This is a genomic window from Variovorax sp. E3 (assembly GCF_016082275.1).
Taxonomy (GTDB): domain Bacteria; phylum Pseudomonadota; class Gammaproteobacteria; order Burkholderiales; family Burkholderiaceae_C; genus Variovorax.
In genome coordinates, this window is the sequence record NZ_MOWM01000052.1 from 1 (window position 1) to 15,009 (window position 15,009).

Here is a 15,009-nt window from a genome sequence, read left to right on the forward strand (position 1 = left end):
GCGGGCCTGGCCCGGCGCGTCGGGCTTGGTGAGGTGGGTGGCGTCGCTGCTCAGGCCCCAGCCGGCCAGCGTGGCGTAGCTGCGGGCGCGCGCGCGCGGGCGCGTTCGGCGGATTCGAGAATCAGGAAGGCCGCGCCTTCGCCCAGCACGAAGCCGCTGCGGTCGGTGGCAAAGGGCCGCACCGCGCCGGCCGCTTCACCGGGCTGGAAGGTGGCCAGCGTCTGCATGGCCTGCCAGGCCAGCACCACGCCCGGCACGATCAGCGCCTCGCTGCCGCCGGCAATGGCGATGTCGACCTCGCCGCGTTGCACCGCCTTGGCCGCTTCGGCAATGGCCGCCGCCGAAGACGCGCAGGCGACCGAGTAAGTGAGCACCGGGCCCTGCACGCCCTGGCGCATGGCCACGTGGGCGGCCGGCGCGTTGGGCATGAAGGCCGGAATGGTGAGCGGCGACACGCGGCCGTTGCCGCGGTAGGCGGCTTCGAGCGCCGCCGCGCCGCCCATGCCGCAGCCGGCGAACACGCCGATGCGTTCGGGGTCGGCATCGCCGGCGGCAAGGCCCGCGTCGCGCATCGCGAGGTCGGCGGCGGCCACGGCCAGCTGGCTCACGCGGTCGACGCCCGCGAGCTGCAGCTTGGTGAACCAGCGCGTCTCGTCGAAAGCCACCGTGGCGGCCGCGGCCGGCTTGGGCAGTTCGGGAAAAACGCTCTGGATGGCCGAGCGGCCCTGCAGCAGGGACTGGAACAGCGCGTCCGGCGCATCGCCATGCGGCGCCACGACGCCCAGACCGGTGACGGCGACCTGGTGGTTCACGCGGCTTTCGCGGCCCGGACCTTGTCGACCAGTACCGCGAGATCGGCCAGGGTGTCGATGTTCGCGTCCTCGTCGGGCATGGTGATGCCGAAGTGGTCTTCGATGGCGAACAGGAATTCGGCGAGCGCCAGCGAATCGAGTCCGCCGGTTTCCCGCATCGAGGCATGGGGGTCGAGCTTTGACGGTTCGATGCCGTACTTCTCGTGGATCAGGTCCTGCAATTCCTTCAGCGAACTCATCGTGCGATGCCTGTCGTCATGTGCTGCCGCTGATCGATTGCCACCCTTGTGGGGCATGCCATTGGATCGATCCCTTCCTCGTTCGGCCTGTGGTCAGTGATGACCGATGATATCCGCTCCCACGTGAGGGATATCCCCCGGAAAACGCTTCCCCGGACGCCAGTACAGCGAGGGCAGCGCGAAGGCCATGCCCAGCAGGGCGCCGGCCACCACGTCGAGCACCACGTGCTGCTTGACCGCCAGCGTCGAGTAGGCGATGGCGGCAAACCAGGCCCAGTTCAGCACCCGCCACAAGGCCGGCGTGCCGGCCTCGCGCAGCACATGCGCGATGCGGATGGCGGTGAAGATGGACACCGCCACGTGCATCGACGGGCAGGCATTGCCCGCCGCGTCCACGCCCTGCAGCATCGCGAACCCCGGAAAGCCCGAGACATCGATGGCCAGCGGCGGGATCTGGGTCGGCCAGAAATAGAACAGGCCCAGCCCGGTCAGGCACAGCCCGCCGATCCACAGGCCATACACCACCAGTTCGCGGAACGTGAGTTGCAGCCCCGGCGCGATGCCCACGTAGAACCACAGCGACAGGTAGGCGCCCAGGGTGTAGGGCTGGAACGGAATCAGGTGGTCCAGCGGCGTCAGCGGCATCACCGTGATCGGAAAGGCCGGGTTGCGCAGCAGGTGGAAGTAGCCGATGAAGAACAGCCACGTGAAGGCCGTGGTGCCCACCGCCTTCAGCAGGAAGTGGCGGCGGATGCGCAGCCAGATGTCGGCGGTCCACGTCGGCGGCGGGGCCTGGGGCGCCATCTGCAGGGGGATCGGTGAGTGCATGGTGGTGTGTCTGCCGCCGATCTTGCCAGAGTGCCGCGAAACGGCCGGCGATGCCCCGCGGGCTCAGGTGGCGACGGCGCGCTTGCGGTGCTGGAACGAGGTCGGCGAGCGCCCCGTGGCGGCCTTGAACATGGCGCAGAACGCGCTGTCGGTGGCGTAGCCGCTGGCGGCCGCCACCTGGCTCACGGCCATGCCGCGCGCCAGCAGCGGCAGCGCATGCGCCATCACGGCCTGCTGGCGCCACTGCTGCCAGCTCATGCCGAGCTGGTCGCGAAACAGGCGCGCCACCGTGCGCTCGCTGGCGCCGATGGTGGCGGCGCGCTCGGCCAGCGTGGCGCGGTCGGCCGGGTTGCGCAGCAGCACCTCGCACAGCTGGCGCAGGCGCTTGTCGGTGGGCAGCGGCACGTCGATGCGGATCTGCGTGGCGCGCTCGACTTCGTCGACCAGCAGCGGCGCGATCATGCGTTCGCGCTGCGGCGCATGCGCGTCGGCCGGCGGCAGGCCGTCGGGCGTGGTGTCCAGCGCCAGCATCAGCGCGCGCAGCAGCGGGCTGATCTCGAGCACCTCGCACTTTTCCCAGGTGGGCGCGATCCAGGCGTGCAGGTAGACGGTGCGCAGCTCCGCGTCTTCGATCAGCGTGATGCTGTGCGGCATGTTGGCCGGCACCCAGAGCGCGCGCGAGGGCGGCACGATGTAGCTGCCGTCCTGCGTGCTGAGCCGGATCACGCCGCGCGTGGAAAAGGTGAGCTGTGGCCACGGGTGCTCGTGCAGCTCGACCAGCGTATCGGCGCTCAGGAAATGCTCCTTGGCGCGCAGCGGCCGCACCGCGTCGGGGGCGTAGAGGTGCGGCGTGAGCGGGCCGACGCTGTTGGCCGGGGCGGTCGCGGGGGAGGGGGAGACGGCGCTTGGCATGGTTTCGACAAATGTTGTCGCTGTATCGCCATTCTGCCGCGTCGCCGGCGCATAGCATCGGAGCCCGCCCCGGTTTTTGTAGCAATCCATGTCCTCTTCATCTTCCGCCGCCGTTCCGCCCACGACCTTGCGCACCGACGCCAAGCTGATCGGGCTGGTCGGCCTGGCCCACGCGGTCAGCCACTTCAGCCAGCTCATCCTGGCGCCGCTGTTCCCCTGGCTCAAGGACGCGTTCAACGTGAGCTACGTGGAGCTGGGCGCGGTGCTCACGGTGTTCTTCGTGGTCTCGTGCATCGTGCAGGCGGCCTCGGGCTTCATCGTCGACAAGCTGGGCCCGCGCCCGGTGCTGTTCGTCGGGCTGGCGGGGCTGGGGCTGGCGGCCTTCGGCTACGCGATGGCGCAGAGCTACTGGATGCTGCTGGTGTGCGCGGTGATCGGCGGCATCGGCAACGGCGTGTTCCACCCGGTCGACTACACGCTGTTCAACCGCAAGGTCGCGCCCACGCGGCTGGGCCACGCCTACAGCGTGCACGGCATCACCGGCAGCCTGGGCTGGGCGCTGGCGCCGGCCTTCGTGGTGCCGATTGCCATTGCCTATTCGTGGCGCGTGGCGCTGGCCTCGGCGGGCGTGGTGGCCCTCGTGGTGCTGCTGGTGCTGTGGGTGTACCGCAGCGTGCTGGCGCTCGACGCGGCCGCCGTGCACAAGGCCACGGGGCAGGGCGAGCCCGCGCCGGCCGGCGGCGAGTTCGACTTCCTGCGCATTCCGGCCGTGTGGATGTGTTTCGGTTTCTTCTTCTTCTACGCCGCCGTGATCAGCGTGGTGCAGACCTTCGCGCCGGTGGCGGCGGGCCATCTGCATGCGGTGCCGGTGGCGCTGGTGGCCGTGTGCCTCACGGTCTACATGGTGGCCAGCGCGGCCGGCATGGTGGTGGGCGGCTTCCTGGCGTCGGACCCGTCGCGCTGCGAGCGCATCGTGGGCGCGGGCTTCGGCGTGGCCGCCGCGCTGGCGCTGGTGCTGGCCTTCGCGGACTTTCCGCCGATCGTGGTGCCGGTGCTGTTCGGCATGATGGGTTTCGTCTCGGGCGTCGCCGGTCCGTCGCGCGACCTGCTGGTGAAGAAGTCGACCCCGCCCAATGCCACGGGCCGCGTCTACGGCGTGGTGTACGCGGGGCTCGACATCGGGCAGGCCGTGGCGCCGCTGGTGTTCGGCCGGCTGATGGACCATGGCCAGTACACGAGCGTGATCGTCGGCCTGGCGGTGGTGCAGGGCGTGCTGATTGCCAGCGCGTTCAACGTGCGCCGCGTGCGCCGCACGGCGCTGGTGCCGGTCTCGGCCTGAGGCTGTCGCCCGCGATGCGGCCGATATCATCGGCCGCATGCAAGCCTTGTATGTCTATGTGATCGCCGGCGCGGTGCTGGCGGGTTTTGTGCAGGGCCTGTCGGGTTTTGCGTTCGGGCTGGTGGCCATGTCGGTCTGGGCCTGGACGCTGGAGCCGCAACTGGCCGCGTTGCTCGCGCTGTTCGGCGCGCTGACGGGGCAGGTGATCGCGGCGCTCACGGTGCGCCGCTCCTTCGACAAGAGCGTGCTCTGGCCCTTCGTGCTCGGCGGGCTGGTCGGCGTGCCCTTCGGCGTGTGGCTGCTGCCGCACCTCGACCTCGTCGTGTTCAAGCTGTGCCTGGGCGTGCTGCTGGTGCTGTGGTGCCCGGCCATGCTGATGTCGCAGCACCTGCCGAAAGTGACCTTCGGCGGGCGCGTGGCCGACGGTGTGGCCGGCACCATCGGCGGCGTGATGGCCGGCATCGGCGGCTTCTCGGGGACCATTCCCACGCTGTGGTGCACCTTGCGCGGCTTTCAGCGCGACACGCAGCGCGCGGTGATCCAGAACTTCAACCTGTCGATGCTGATGGTGGCCTTCGCGATCCACCTGGCCAGCGGCAGCATCACGCGCCCGACCGTGCCGCTGCTGGGCGTGGTGGCGCTGGCCGTCGCGGTGCCGGTGCTGCTCGGCGCGCGGCTGTACGTGGGCATCAGCGAGGCGGCGTTCCGCAAGCTGGTGCTGAGCCTGCTGACCGCCTCGGGCGTGGCGATGCTGGCGTCGGCCGTGCCGGCTGTTTTGCAGCGCTCCTGACGCCACCGGGGGCGTGCGCGGGCACCCCGTTTTTTCTTCGAATTCTCGCTTGACCCTCTCGTTGCGGCACGGTCTACGATGCCTTCAACTTGGAGAGGGAAGGCATGTTTCTGAAGATCGGCGAACTCGCCCGGCGCACCGGGTTGACCGTGCGCGCGCTGCGCCACTATGACGATATCGGCCTGCTCGCGCCGTCCGAAAGATCGAGCGGCGGCTACCGCCTCTACGGCCGCAAGGACGTCGCGCGGCTCTACCGCATCCAGGCGCTGCGGCGGCTCGACCTGTCGCTGGCGGAAATCCACGGCCTGCTCGACGACAACGCGCGCGGCGGGCTGTCGGAGATCGTCGCGCAGCAGGTGTCGCAACTCGACCGCGAGATTGCGCAGGCCTCGTCGCTGCGCTCGCATCTGCTGGCCTTGCAGGGGCAGCTGCAGGCCAGCCAGGAACCCGCCATCGACGACTGGCTCGCGGCGCTCGAGAGCATGGTCGCGGGCGGCAAGTATTTCAGCGACGACGAACTCGGCCGGCTCAACGCCCGGCGCGACGGCTTGGCCGAAGCGGTCGCGCCCGAGCGGGCCGCGCTGACCTCCACCTTGCACGCGCTGGTCGCGGCCGGCGCATCGCCCGAAAGCACGCAGGCGCAAGCCCTGGCGCGGCGCTGGATCGCGCTGCTGCTCGAAGAAGCCGGCGGCGACGAGGGCCTGCTCATCAAGCTCTACACCATGCACTGGAACGAGCCGGCGCTGCATTCGCTGACCGGCGTCGACCAGGCGGGCATGAAGTTCATCTCGCATGCGATGGCCTGGGCGCGGCTGCAGTTGTACGCGCCGTACTGCGATACCGAAGAGATGGCGCTGCTCGCGAAGCACTACGTCGAACAGACCGACGCGTGGCCGCCGCTCATCGCCGAAGTGCGGCAGCAGATGCTGCAGGGCGCCGCACCCGAAGCTCCCGCGGTGCAGGCACTGGCGGCGCGCTGGCGGGCGCTGTCGCTCGCGAAGGCGGGCGGCGATGCCGCATTGCAGTCGAAGCTGCAACACGCATTCCGCACGGACGCCGCGCTGCGCACCGGCTCGGGCATCGACGCGCCGCTCGCGGCCTATGTCGAGCAGGCCATCGCGCGGCTCGCCGCACCTCTTTCTCATTGAACGACTCAACGACCCCAAGGATCCAGTGACCGCAGCAACGACAACAACAAAAACGGCCGCGCCAACGCAGGCCGGCAACGCCTATTTCTTCAGCGGCAACTACGCAGCGCTGACCGAGGAGCACGACATCGCGGCGCTCGACGTCGTCGGCGCCATCCCGCCCGGACTCTCGGGCACGCTCTACCGCGTCGGCCCGAGCCCGCGGTACGCGCCGCGCGACGACAACTATCACTGGTTCACCGGCGACGGCATGGTGCACGCGTTCCACATCGATGGCGCCAAGGTCGCGTACAGCAACCGCTGGGCCCGCACGCCCAAGTGGCAGCTCGAGAACGAGGCCGGGCGCGCGCTGTTCGGCTCCTTCGGCAACCCCGCGACCAGCGACCCTGCCGCGGTCGGCCGCAACAGCGGCACGGCCAACACGAACATGCTGTGGCACGGCGGGCGCCTGTTCGCGCTCGAGGAGTCGCACCAGCCCTTCGAACTCGATGCACGCACGCTGGCCTCGAAGGGGCACCAGAGCTTCGGCGACCGGCTGACGGCGCGCTGCACCGCGCACCCGAAGGTCGATCCCGAGACCGGCGAGCTGCATTTCTTCGCCTATTCGCCCGAAGGCCCGGGCACGCCCGGCATGCTCTACGGCGTGATGAACAGCGCGTGCGAAGTCACGGGACTGCAATCGTTCGACGCCCCCTACGCCAGCATGGCGCACGACTCATGGTGACGCGCGGGCATGTGCTCTTTCCCGTCATGCCGCTCACGACCAGCGTCGAGCGCGCGATGCAAGGCAAGCCGCTGCTCGCATGGGACGCGGACAAGCGCACGCACGTCGGCGTGATGCGCCGCGGCGCCGATGCCGCCGCGATGCGCTGGTTCGAGGCCGAGGCCTGCCACGTGTTCCACGTCATGAATGCCTGGGACGACGGCGACGCCGTCGTTGCCTACGTGATGCAGTCGGCGACCGCGCCGGGCCTGCCCGATGCGCAAGGCCGCCCGGGCGATCCGCACGCGATGGCCGCGCGCCTGTGCCGCTGGACTTTCGATCTGGCCAGCCCGGGCACCGGGTTCCGGCGCGAATATCTTGACGACCTCGTGGCCGAGTTCCCGCGCATCGACGAGCGCTACGCCGGCCGCCGCAACCGGTACGGTTTCTACACATGCCACGCGACGGCCCGCGCGCGTGGCGACGCAGAGAGCGTTCTGTTCGACAGCCTCGCGCGCTTCGACTTCGAGACGGGCGAGCGCAGCCTGCACACGCTGCCGGAAGGCGACGTGGTGTCGGAGCCGGTGTTCGTGCCGCGCTCGGCCGATGCCGCCGAAGGCGATGGCTGGCTGCTGGCGGTCGTGTGGCGCGAACGCGAGAAGCGCAGCGACCTGCTGGTGCTCGATGCGTGCAACCTCGGCGCGGCGCCGGTCGCGACGGCGCGGCTGCCGCACCGCGTGCCGTTCGGCTTCCACGGCAACTGGCGCCCCAACGTCTAGCTGGCCGCGAAAGGGCGCTGCCTACCTCGGCAGCGCCAGCGCGAAGGGCAGGCTCACCACCCCGAGCAGGGTCGACAGCGTCACCAGCCCCGCCACATACGGCCCGTTGTAGCCCATGCGTGCCGCCAGCACGTAGGCGCTCGACGCGGTCGGCACGGCGGAAAAGGCCATCAGCACCGAGGCCTGCATCGCGTCGAGCCGAAGCGCCAGTGCCAGCCCCCACGCGACCAGCGGCAGGATCAGGTGGCGTATGGACAGGATCGACACCGCCAGCACCTTGCCGGTGCCCAGCGTCGAGAACTTCATGCCCGCGCCGGCGGCCAGCAGCCCCAGCGCCAGCGACGCGGCGCCGATGCGCGTGAGCGTCGGCGTCGCCCAGCTCGGCACCGTGAGGCCCAGCACGTTGGCCAGCAGTCCGGCCAGCGTCGCGACGATCAGCGGGTTGCGAACGAGCTGGCGCACGAAGCCGGTCTGCGCATGCCGCGTCATCGGCCACACCGCCGCGATGTTGAAGATGGGCACGCACACGCCGATCAGCACCGCGATCAGCAGCAGGCCTTCGGAGCCCGCGAGCCGCTCGGCCAGCGCCAGGCAGATGAACGAGTTGAAGCGGAACGCGACCTGCGCGCTGGCCGCGTGGTCGCGCCGGTCGATGTGCGAGCCCAGGCCCGGAACGAAGGGCAGCACATAGGCCAGCGCGATGCCGCAGCCGCCGATGCACAGGCCCGCGGTCAGCAGGTTCGACGTGGCGCCGAAGTCCAGCGGGCTGCGCACGATCGAGTGGAACAGCAGCACGGGAAAAAGAAAGTAGTAGACCAGGCTCTCGACCTGGTCCCACACGCGGCGGTCCAGGGCGGTGTAGCGGCACAGGAGCCAGCCGATGGCGATGAGGGAAAAGTCGGGGAAGAGCAGCTGCGCGTAGTTCACCGCTTCGAGGATAAACCGGATGGACCATGGGTAATCCACAGCACGTGAGCGGCCCGCGAGCCGCTAGCATCCGGGCTTTCGTTTTTTACGACATCCAAGTCAAGTCAAGGAGTTTTCGATGCAACGTCGTCAATGGAGCGCTCTTGTGGGCGCCGCCGCGCTGGTCGCGGTTGCGGGCCCGAGCTTTGCACAGGGGTACCCCAACAAGCCCGTCGAACTGAGCGTTCCCTTCGCACCGGGCGGCACGACCGACATCGTGGCGCGCGTGATCTCCGATCCGCTGGGCAAGGTGCTGGGTCAGCCCGTGGTGGTGATCAACCGCGCCGGCGGCGGCGGCATCGTGGGCGCGGCCGAAACCGCGCGCGCCGCGCCCGACGGCTACAAGCTGGGCATTGCCACCGTGTCGAGCACGGCGGCCAACCCGGCCATCAACCCGAAGACGCCGTACGACCCGATCAACGACTTCACGCCGATCACCAACATCGCGGCCACGCCGAACATCATCGCGGTGAACCCGAGCTTCCCGGCCAAGAACTACGCCGAGTTCGTGGCCGAACTGAAGAAGAACCCCGGCAAGTACTCGTACGCCTCGTCGGGTACGGGCGGCATCGGCCACCTGCTGATGGAGCTGTACAAGAGCCTGACCAACACCTTCGTCACGCACATCCCGTACCGCGGCGCGGGCCCGGCGCTGAACGACGTGGTGGCCGGCCAGGTGCCGATCATGTTCGACAACATTCCCTCGGCCATGCCCTTCATCACCAGCGGCCGGCTGATCCCGATCGTGGTGTCGGCGCCCCAGCGCCTGGCCGCGCTGCCCAACGTGCCGACCTTCAAGGAAGTGGGCCTGGAACCGGTGAACCGCATGGCGTACTACGGCATCCTGGGCCCCAAGGGCCTGCCGAAGGACGTGGTCGACAAGATCAGCGCCGGCGCAAGAAGGCCGTGGAAGAACCGGCGGTGCGCAAGCGCATCGAGGACACGGGCTCGCTGATCGTGGCCAACTCGCCCGAGCAGTTCGCCGCGCAGATCAAGGCCGAGTACGAGGTCTACAAGCAGGTCGTGAAAAAGCAGAACCTCAAGCTCGACTGAGCGGGCCTGCGCCCGACCGAAGCCGCCCGTGCCCCGGGCGGCTTTTTCTTTTGTTATCTTGCAACGCATGACCGAGGCCGCCGCCGCACCCACCCCCGACATCGACGAGTTCATCGACGCCCTCTGGCTCGAGGACGGGCTGTCGAAGAACACGCTGGCCGCCTACCGCCGCGACCTTGCGCTCTTCGCGCAGTGGCTGCACACACAGCGCAGCGGCGCCGCCATCAACACCGCGCAGGAGACTGACCTGCAGGCCTACATGGGCGCGCGGCTTTCCAACAAGGGCAAGGCCACCTCGGCCAACCGCCGGCTCACGGTGTTCAAGCGCTACTTTCGCTGGGCACTGCGCGAGCGGCGCGTCACGGCCGACCCGAGCATTCGCCTGGCGCCCGCGCGGCAGATGCCGCGCGCCATCAAGACGCTGTCCGAGAAGCAGGTCGACGACCTGCTGGCCGCGCCCGACGTCGCGTCGCCGCTGGGCCTGCGCGACCGCGCGATGCTGGAGCTGATGTACGCCAGCGGCCTGCGCGTGAGCGAGCTGGTGGCGCTCAAGGCCATCGACATGAGCCTGAACGACGGCGTGCTGCGGGTGCTGGGCAAGGGCAACAAGGAGCGGCTGGTGCCCTTCGGGGCCGAGGCGCGGCGCTGGATCGAGCGCTACCTCGAAGACGCGCGACCCCTGATCCTGGACGGCCAGCAGACGCCCGACCTGTTCGTGACCGCGCGCGGCGCGGGCATGACGCGCGTGATGTTCTGGGTCATCGTGAAGAAGCAGGCGGCCGCGGCGGGCATTCATGTGCCGCTGTCGCCGCACACGCTGCGCCACGCCTTTGCCACGCACCTGCTGAACCACGGCGTCGACCTGCGCGCGGTGCAGCTGCTGCTGGGGCATGCGGACATTTCGACCACCACCATCTACACGCACGTGGCGCGCGAGCGCTTGAAGCAGCTGCATGCGCAGCACCACCCGCGCGGATGAGGACGCGCGGTTTTTCCAAGAACAAGGAGACACCATTCATGAAAAAGAAGACAGCCACCACCCTGGTCGCGGCCGCGCTGCTGGCCGCCGGCGGCGCCGCGTTCGCGCAGGGCTTTCCGACCGCCAAGCCGATTCGCCTGATCGTCGGCTACCCGCCCGGCGGCGGCATCGACTTTGCCGCGCGCACGGTGCAGGTGCCGCTGCAGGAAGCGCTCAAGCAGCAACTGGTGGTCGACTACAAGCCCGGCGCCAGCGGCATGATCGCGGCCACCGAGCTCACGCGCCAGCCGGCCGACGGCTACACGCTGCTGCTGGCCAACACCGGCCCGTTCGCGATCGCGCCGTACCTGCAGAGCAAGCCGCCGTACGACCCGATCAGGCAGTTCACCTACATCGGGCAGATCAGCCAGGGCAGCTACATCGCGGTGACGCGGCCCGACCATCCGGCGAAGAACCTCAAGGAGTTCGTCGCGTGGGCCAAGGGGCAGCCGGGCAAGGTCAACTTCGCCTCGGGCGGCAACGGCACGTCGACGCACCTGAACGGCGAGCTCATGAACCAGGTGACGGGGCTGGACATGACGCACGTGCCCTACAAGGGCAGCGCGCCGGCCGTGCAGGACCTGCTCGGCGGGCAGACGCAGATCCTCATCGACGCGGGCAGCGTGTTGCTGCCGCAGGTCAAGGGCGGCAAGCTCAAGGCGCTGGCCGTGACCGGCCCGGTGCGCGATGCGCAACTGCCCGACGTGCCGACCGTCAAGGAGCTGGGTTTCGCGGGCATGGAAGCGGTCGGCTTCCAGGGGCTGGTCGGTCCCGCCAACATGCCCAAGGACGTGGTCGATCGCCTGTCGGGCGAGCTGGCCAAGGCGCTGGCGCAGCCGGAGATCAAGGCCAAGTTCGCGGCAGCGGGCGCCGAGGTGCATTCGCTTGGCCCGGTCGAGTTCGCGGCCTTCGTGAAGGCGGACAATGAGAAGTGGTCCAGGCTGATCAAGGCGCGCAAGCTGCAGCTGGACTGACGCCATCACGCAGACGACCCGAGCTACAGACATCACCATGAATTTCCTTGCTTCCTCGAAGCCCTCGCGCCGCACGGCGACCCGACTCCTGGCCGCCGCCGCGCTGTGCGCCGCCTCCGGTGCCTACGCGCAGGCCGTTCCCAAGACCGTGCGGCTCATCGTCGCCTACCCGGCGGGCGGCGTCAGCGACGTGGTCGCGCGGGCGCTGGGCGACCGGCTCGCGGCGCAGATGGGCATCACGGTGATCGTGGACAACCGGGCCGGCGCGAGCGGCGCCATCGGCATGGACGCGGTCGCCAAGGCCGCGCCCGACGGCGCCACGCTGGGCTTCTCGGCCATCAGCCCGCTGGTGCTGAGCCCGCACCTGGGCAAGCTGCCGTTCGATCCGCTGAAAGACGTGGCACCGGTGGCCAGCGTGATGTATTCGCCGGTGCTGCTGATCGCCACGCCGGCCAGCAAGGCCAAGGACTTCCGCGCGCTGGTCGACGAGGCCAAGGCGCATCCGGGCGCGGTGCGCTGGGCCACCTCGGGCTCGGCGTCGCTGGGGCACATCGTGCTGGAGCAACTGCGCGCGACGGCCGGTGTCGACATCACGCACGTGCCCTACAAGGGCGGCGGCCAGCAGCTGAACGACGCCATCGGCGGGCAGTTCGAGATCCTGTCGACCAACGCGAGCCCGACGCTGTCCTCGCACATCCAGTCGGGCAAGCTGCGCCCGCTGGCCGTGGGCGCGCCGACGCGCCTCGAAAGCCTGCCGCAGGTGCCCACGCTGGGCGAGCTGGGCTACAAGGCGGCCAACATCAACTCGCTGTTCGGCGTGTTCGCGCCGGCCGCCACGCCGCCCGCGCTGGTGGCGCGCTACAACGCCGAGATCAACAAGGCGCTGGCCAGCCCCGAGCTGCGCGCCAAGCTCACGGCCACCGACAACGTGCCGACCGGCGGCACCTCGGCCGCGTTCGCCAAGGAAATCGCGAGCGAGTTCGAAAGCAACGGCCGCATCGTCAAGGCGGCGAGCATCAAGGCCGACTGACCCGGCCGGGCGGCCTGACGCCTGCATGACACTCCGGCTTGTGCTTTGATTTTCCCTACCTTATAGTAGGTAGATGGCCAACACCACAGCCGCACCCGCCCTTGCCACCGGCAGCACCCGCGAGCAGATCCTCGCGGTGGCGCGCGGCTTCATCGAAACGCGCTCCTACCTGGGCTTCAGCTTCCAGGACGTGGCCGACGCGGTGGGCGTGCGCAAGGCCAGCCTGTACCACCACTTCCCGAGCAAGGAAGCGCTCGGCATCGCGGTGATCCGCGCCGCCACGCAGAGCTTCAAGGACTGGGACGCGGCCCGCGCGCGCGAGCCGAAGGACGCGCTCGAATCGTATTTCCGCATGTACCGCAACACGCTGAAGGCGGGTTCCGGCATGTGTCCGGCCGGGGCGCTGCGCCCGGCTGGGATGCCATCAACGCCGAACTGCACCAGGCGGTGCAGGACCTGCGCAATACACAGGTGACGTGGCTCACCGGCGTGCTCGGCGCGCTGGCGCCGGCCCGCAAGAAGGGGGCGGCGCCGGTCGCTTCGCTGGCGGCCTATGTGTTCACGGTCTGCCAGGGCGCGCTGCTGTCGGCGCGCATGACGGGGCGCGTCGAGGACTTCGACGACGCCATCGCGCACCTCAGGAGTTCACTGCCCGGCTGAGCGCCGGGCCCACGCAGGCACGCTTCGGTGTGCCTATTTTTTGACCTGATAGCCTACCGATTGGATGGTAGGTTTTTTGATTCGATGGAGCACCTCATGAAAGCCGTCATTTCCGCCTATGCCCGTTCCCCTTTCCACTTCGCGAAGAAGGGCGCGCTGGCCGACGTGCGGCCCGACACGCTGGCCGCCGGCGTGGTGCAGGGCCTGCTGAAGCGCACCGACCTCGACCCCGCGCTGCTCGAAGACATCGTCCTGGCTGCGCCTACCCTGAGGCCTCGCAGGGCAACAACCTCGCGCGCATCGTCGGCTTGCTGGCCGGCCTGCCGCACGAGGTGGGCGGCATGACGGTGAACCGCTTCTGCGGCTCGTCGATGCAGGCCGTCCACATCGCCGCCGCACAGATCGAGGCGGGCATGGGCGAGGCCTTCCTGTGCGTGGGCGTGGAGTCGATGACGGCGGTGCCGCAGGGCGGCTTCAACTTCTCGCCCAGCCCCGAGTTGCTGGCCCACACCGACGCCTACATCTCGATGGGCGAGACGGCCGAGAACGTGGCGCAGCGCTGGAACGTGAGCCGCGCCGACCAGGAGGCCTTCGCGGTGGAATCGCACCGCAAGGCCGCCGCCGCGCGCGCCGAAGGCCGGCTGGCCGGCGAGATCGTGCCGGTGCGGCTGGCCTCGGGCGACATCGTCGATGCCGACGGCTGCATCCGCCCGAGCACTTCGGCCGAGGCGCTGGCGAACCTCAAGCCCGCGTTCCGGCCTGACGGCGTGGTGACGGCCGGCACCTCGTCGCCGCTGACCGACGGCGCGGCCGTGGTGCTGGTCACGAGCGACGCGTTCGCCGCGAAGCATGGCCTCCCGGCGCTGGCACGCATCAAGTCGTTCGCGACCGTGGGCGTCGATCCGGCCATCATGGGCATCGGCCCGATTCCCGCCACGCGCAAGGCGCTGGCGCGTGCTGGCCTGAGCGCGGCCGACCTCGACGTGATCGAGCTCAACGAGGCCTTCTCGTCGCAGGCGCTGGCCTGCATTCGCGACCTGGGGCTGGACCCGGCCAAGGTCAACCTCGACGGCGGCGGCCTGGCCATCGGCCATCCGCTGGGCGCGACCGGCGCGCGCATCACGGGCAAGGCGGCGTCGCTGCTGGCGCACGAGAAGGGCCGCTATGCGCTGGCCACGCAATGCATCGGCGGCGGGCAGGGCATCGCGACCATCCTCGAGCGCGTCTGAACGCCCGAGAATGCGTGAAGACCATCCAAGGAGAACCGATGACGGCAACCCCTGAAGCCGGCGGCAAGCGCGGCAAGCTCTACCTCGAAGACCTGTCCGTCGGCGACCGCTTCCAGAGCGGCGAGCACGCGCTCGACGTGGCGCAGATCCTGGCCTTCGCGCGGCAGTTCGACCCGCAGCCTTTTCACACCGACGAAGAGGCCGCCAGGCGCACCTTCTTCGGCGGGCTTGCGGCCAGCGGCTGGCACACGGCGGCGCTCACCATGAAGCTGCTGGTCGAAAGCGGCATTCCGCTGGCCGACGGCATCATCGGCTCGGGTGGCGAGCTGCAATGGCCGCAGCCGACGCGTCCCGGCGACGTGCTTCACGTGGCGGGCGAGGTGATCGACATCGTGCCCTCGCGCTCCAAGCCCGGCCGCGCGATGGTCACGATGCGCTGCCAGACGCTCAACCAGCGCGGCGAGGTGCTCCAGAACTTCACGCCGAAGCTGGTGGTGCACGCCAGGCCCGCGGCGGCCTGAGCTTGCGC

16 protein-coding genes and 2 pseudogenes are annotated in these 15,009 nt (G+C 69.6%); 13 read left to right on the forward strand and 5 right to left on the reverse strand.

All coding sequences use genetic code 11. The features are described 5' to 3' along the window. Positions 1-50: 50 nt before the first annotated feature. The 4 genes from BMG07_RS18970 to BMG07_RS18985 form a co-directional block, all read right to left on the reverse strand. Complete coding sequence (locus BMG07_RS18970) at positions 51-812, reverse strand: beta-ketoacyl synthase N-terminal-like domain-containing protein (RefSeq protein WP_307867013.1); 762 nt, start codon at positions 810-812, stop codon at positions 51-53. Then, positions 809-1,051, reverse strand: a complete 243-nt coding sequence (locus BMG07_RS18975; RefSeq protein WP_198085867.1) for an acyl carrier protein — start codon at positions 1,049-1,051, stop codon at positions 809-811. The genes BMG07_RS18970 and BMG07_RS18975 overlap by 4 nt, the downstream gene beginning before the upstream one ends. A gap of 93 nt (positions 1,052-1,144) precedes the next feature. Then, the gene (locus BMG07_RS18980; RefSeq protein WP_269759161.1) at positions 1,145-1,879 is read right to left on the reverse strand and encodes a phosphatase PAP2 family protein; all 735 of its coding nucleotides are present in this window, start codon (positions 1,877-1,879) and stop codon (positions 1,145-1,147) included. A gap of 63 nt (positions 1,880-1,942) precedes the next feature. Then, positions 1,943-2,791, reverse strand: a complete 849-nt coding sequence (locus BMG07_RS18985) for a helix-turn-helix domain-containing protein (protein ID WP_198085868.1) — start codon at positions 2,789-2,791, stop codon at positions 1,943-1,945. Positions 2,792-2,879: 88 nt separating this feature from the next. On the opposite strand from BMG07_RS18985, the gene BMG07_RS18990 reads away from it, so the two are divergent. From BMG07_RS18990 to BMG07_RS19010, 5 genes are all read left to right on the forward strand, one after another. After that, complete coding sequence (locus BMG07_RS18990) at positions 2,880-4,130, forward strand: MFS transporter (RefSeq protein ID WP_198085869.1); 1,251 nt, start codon at positions 2,880-2,882, stop codon at positions 4,128-4,130. Between the two features lie 37 nt (positions 4,131-4,167). Further along, positions 4,168-4,920 carry a sulfite exporter TauE/SafE family protein gene (locus BMG07_RS18995; RefSeq protein ID WP_198085870.1) on the forward strand — a complete coding sequence of 251 codons (753 nt, stop codon included), beginning with the start codon at positions 4,168-4,170 and terminating at the stop codon, positions 4,918-4,920. A 104-nt stretch (positions 4,921-5,024) separates the two neighbouring features. Next, entirely contained in the window at positions 5,025-6,068 is a 1,044-nt protein-coding gene (locus BMG07_RS19000) for a MerR family transcriptional regulator (protein ID WP_198085871.1), read from the forward strand. A 25-nt stretch (positions 6,069-6,093) separates the two neighbouring features. After that, a complete protein-coding gene (locus BMG07_RS19005) occupies positions 6,094-6,792 on the forward strand; it encodes a carotenoid oxygenase family protein (protein WP_198085872.1) in 699 nt (232 codons plus the stop codon). After that, positions 6,786-7,550 (forward strand): carotenoid oxygenase family protein, encoded by a 765-nt coding sequence (locus BMG07_RS19010; protein ID WP_198085873.1) that lies wholly within the window; start codon positions 6,786-6,788, stop codon positions 7,548-7,550. The genes BMG07_RS19005 and BMG07_RS19010 overlap by 7 nt, the downstream gene beginning before the upstream one ends. 21 nt (positions 7,551-7,571) lie before the next feature. Here the strand turns inward: BMG07_RS19010 and BMG07_RS19015 are convergent, their stop codons facing one another. Beyond that, entirely contained in the window at positions 7,572-8,477 is a 906-nt protein-coding gene (locus tag BMG07_RS19015; protein WP_307867014.1) for an AEC family transporter, read from the reverse strand. Between the two features lie 118 nt (positions 8,478-8,595). Between BMG07_RS19015 and BMG07_RS19020 the strand changes: the two are divergent. The 8 genes and pseudogenes from BMG07_RS19020 to BMG07_RS19050 all read left to right on the forward strand — a co-directional run bounded on the left by BMG07_RS19020 (position 8,596) and on the right by BMG07_RS19050 (position 15,001). Then, a pseudogene (locus BMG07_RS19020) lies at positions 8,596-9,569 on the forward strand (tripartite tricarboxylate transporter substrate binding protein BugE). Between the two features lie 67 nt (positions 9,570-9,636). Then, the gene (xerD, locus tag BMG07_RS19025; RefSeq protein WP_198085874.1) at positions 9,637-10,548 is read left to right on the forward strand and encodes a site-specific tyrosine recombinase XerD; all 912 of its coding nucleotides are present in this window, start codon (positions 9,637-9,639) and stop codon (positions 10,546-10,548) included. A gap of 38 nt (positions 10,549-10,586) precedes the next feature. Further along, positions 10,587-11,561: a tripartite tricarboxylate transporter substrate binding protein gene (locus BMG07_RS19030; RefSeq protein WP_198085875.1), complete on the forward strand. Its 975-nt coding sequence runs from the start codon at positions 10,587-10,589 to the stop codon at positions 11,559-11,561. Positions 11,562-11,598: 37 nt separating this feature from the next. Next, entirely contained in the window at positions 11,599-12,591 is a 993-nt protein-coding gene (locus tag BMG07_RS19035) for a tripartite tricarboxylate transporter substrate binding protein (RefSeq protein WP_198085876.1), read from the forward strand. Between the two features lie 73 nt (positions 12,592-12,664). Beyond that, positions 12,665-13,066: a TetR/AcrR family transcriptional regulator gene (locus BMG07_RS19040; RefSeq protein WP_269759163.1), complete on the forward strand. Its 402-nt coding sequence runs from the start codon at positions 12,665-12,667 to the stop codon at positions 13,064-13,066. Continuing rightward, positions 13,063-13,251, forward strand: a complete 189-nt coding sequence (locus BMG07_RS42415; protein ID WP_269759164.1) for a hypothetical protein — start codon at positions 13,063-13,065, stop codon at positions 13,249-13,251. The genes BMG07_RS19040 and BMG07_RS42415 overlap by 4 nt, the downstream gene beginning before the upstream one ends. Before the next feature lie 96 nt (positions 13,252-13,347). Then, positions 13,348-14,480: pseudogene (locus BMG07_RS19045) on the forward strand (acetyl-CoA C-acyltransferase). 38 nt (positions 14,481-14,518) lie between these two features. Then, positions 14,519-15,001 (forward strand): MaoC family dehydratase, encoded by a 483-nt coding sequence (locus BMG07_RS19050; protein WP_198085877.1) that lies wholly within the window; start codon positions 14,519-14,521, stop codon positions 14,999-15,001. Positions 15,002-15,009: the final 8 nt, after the last annotated feature.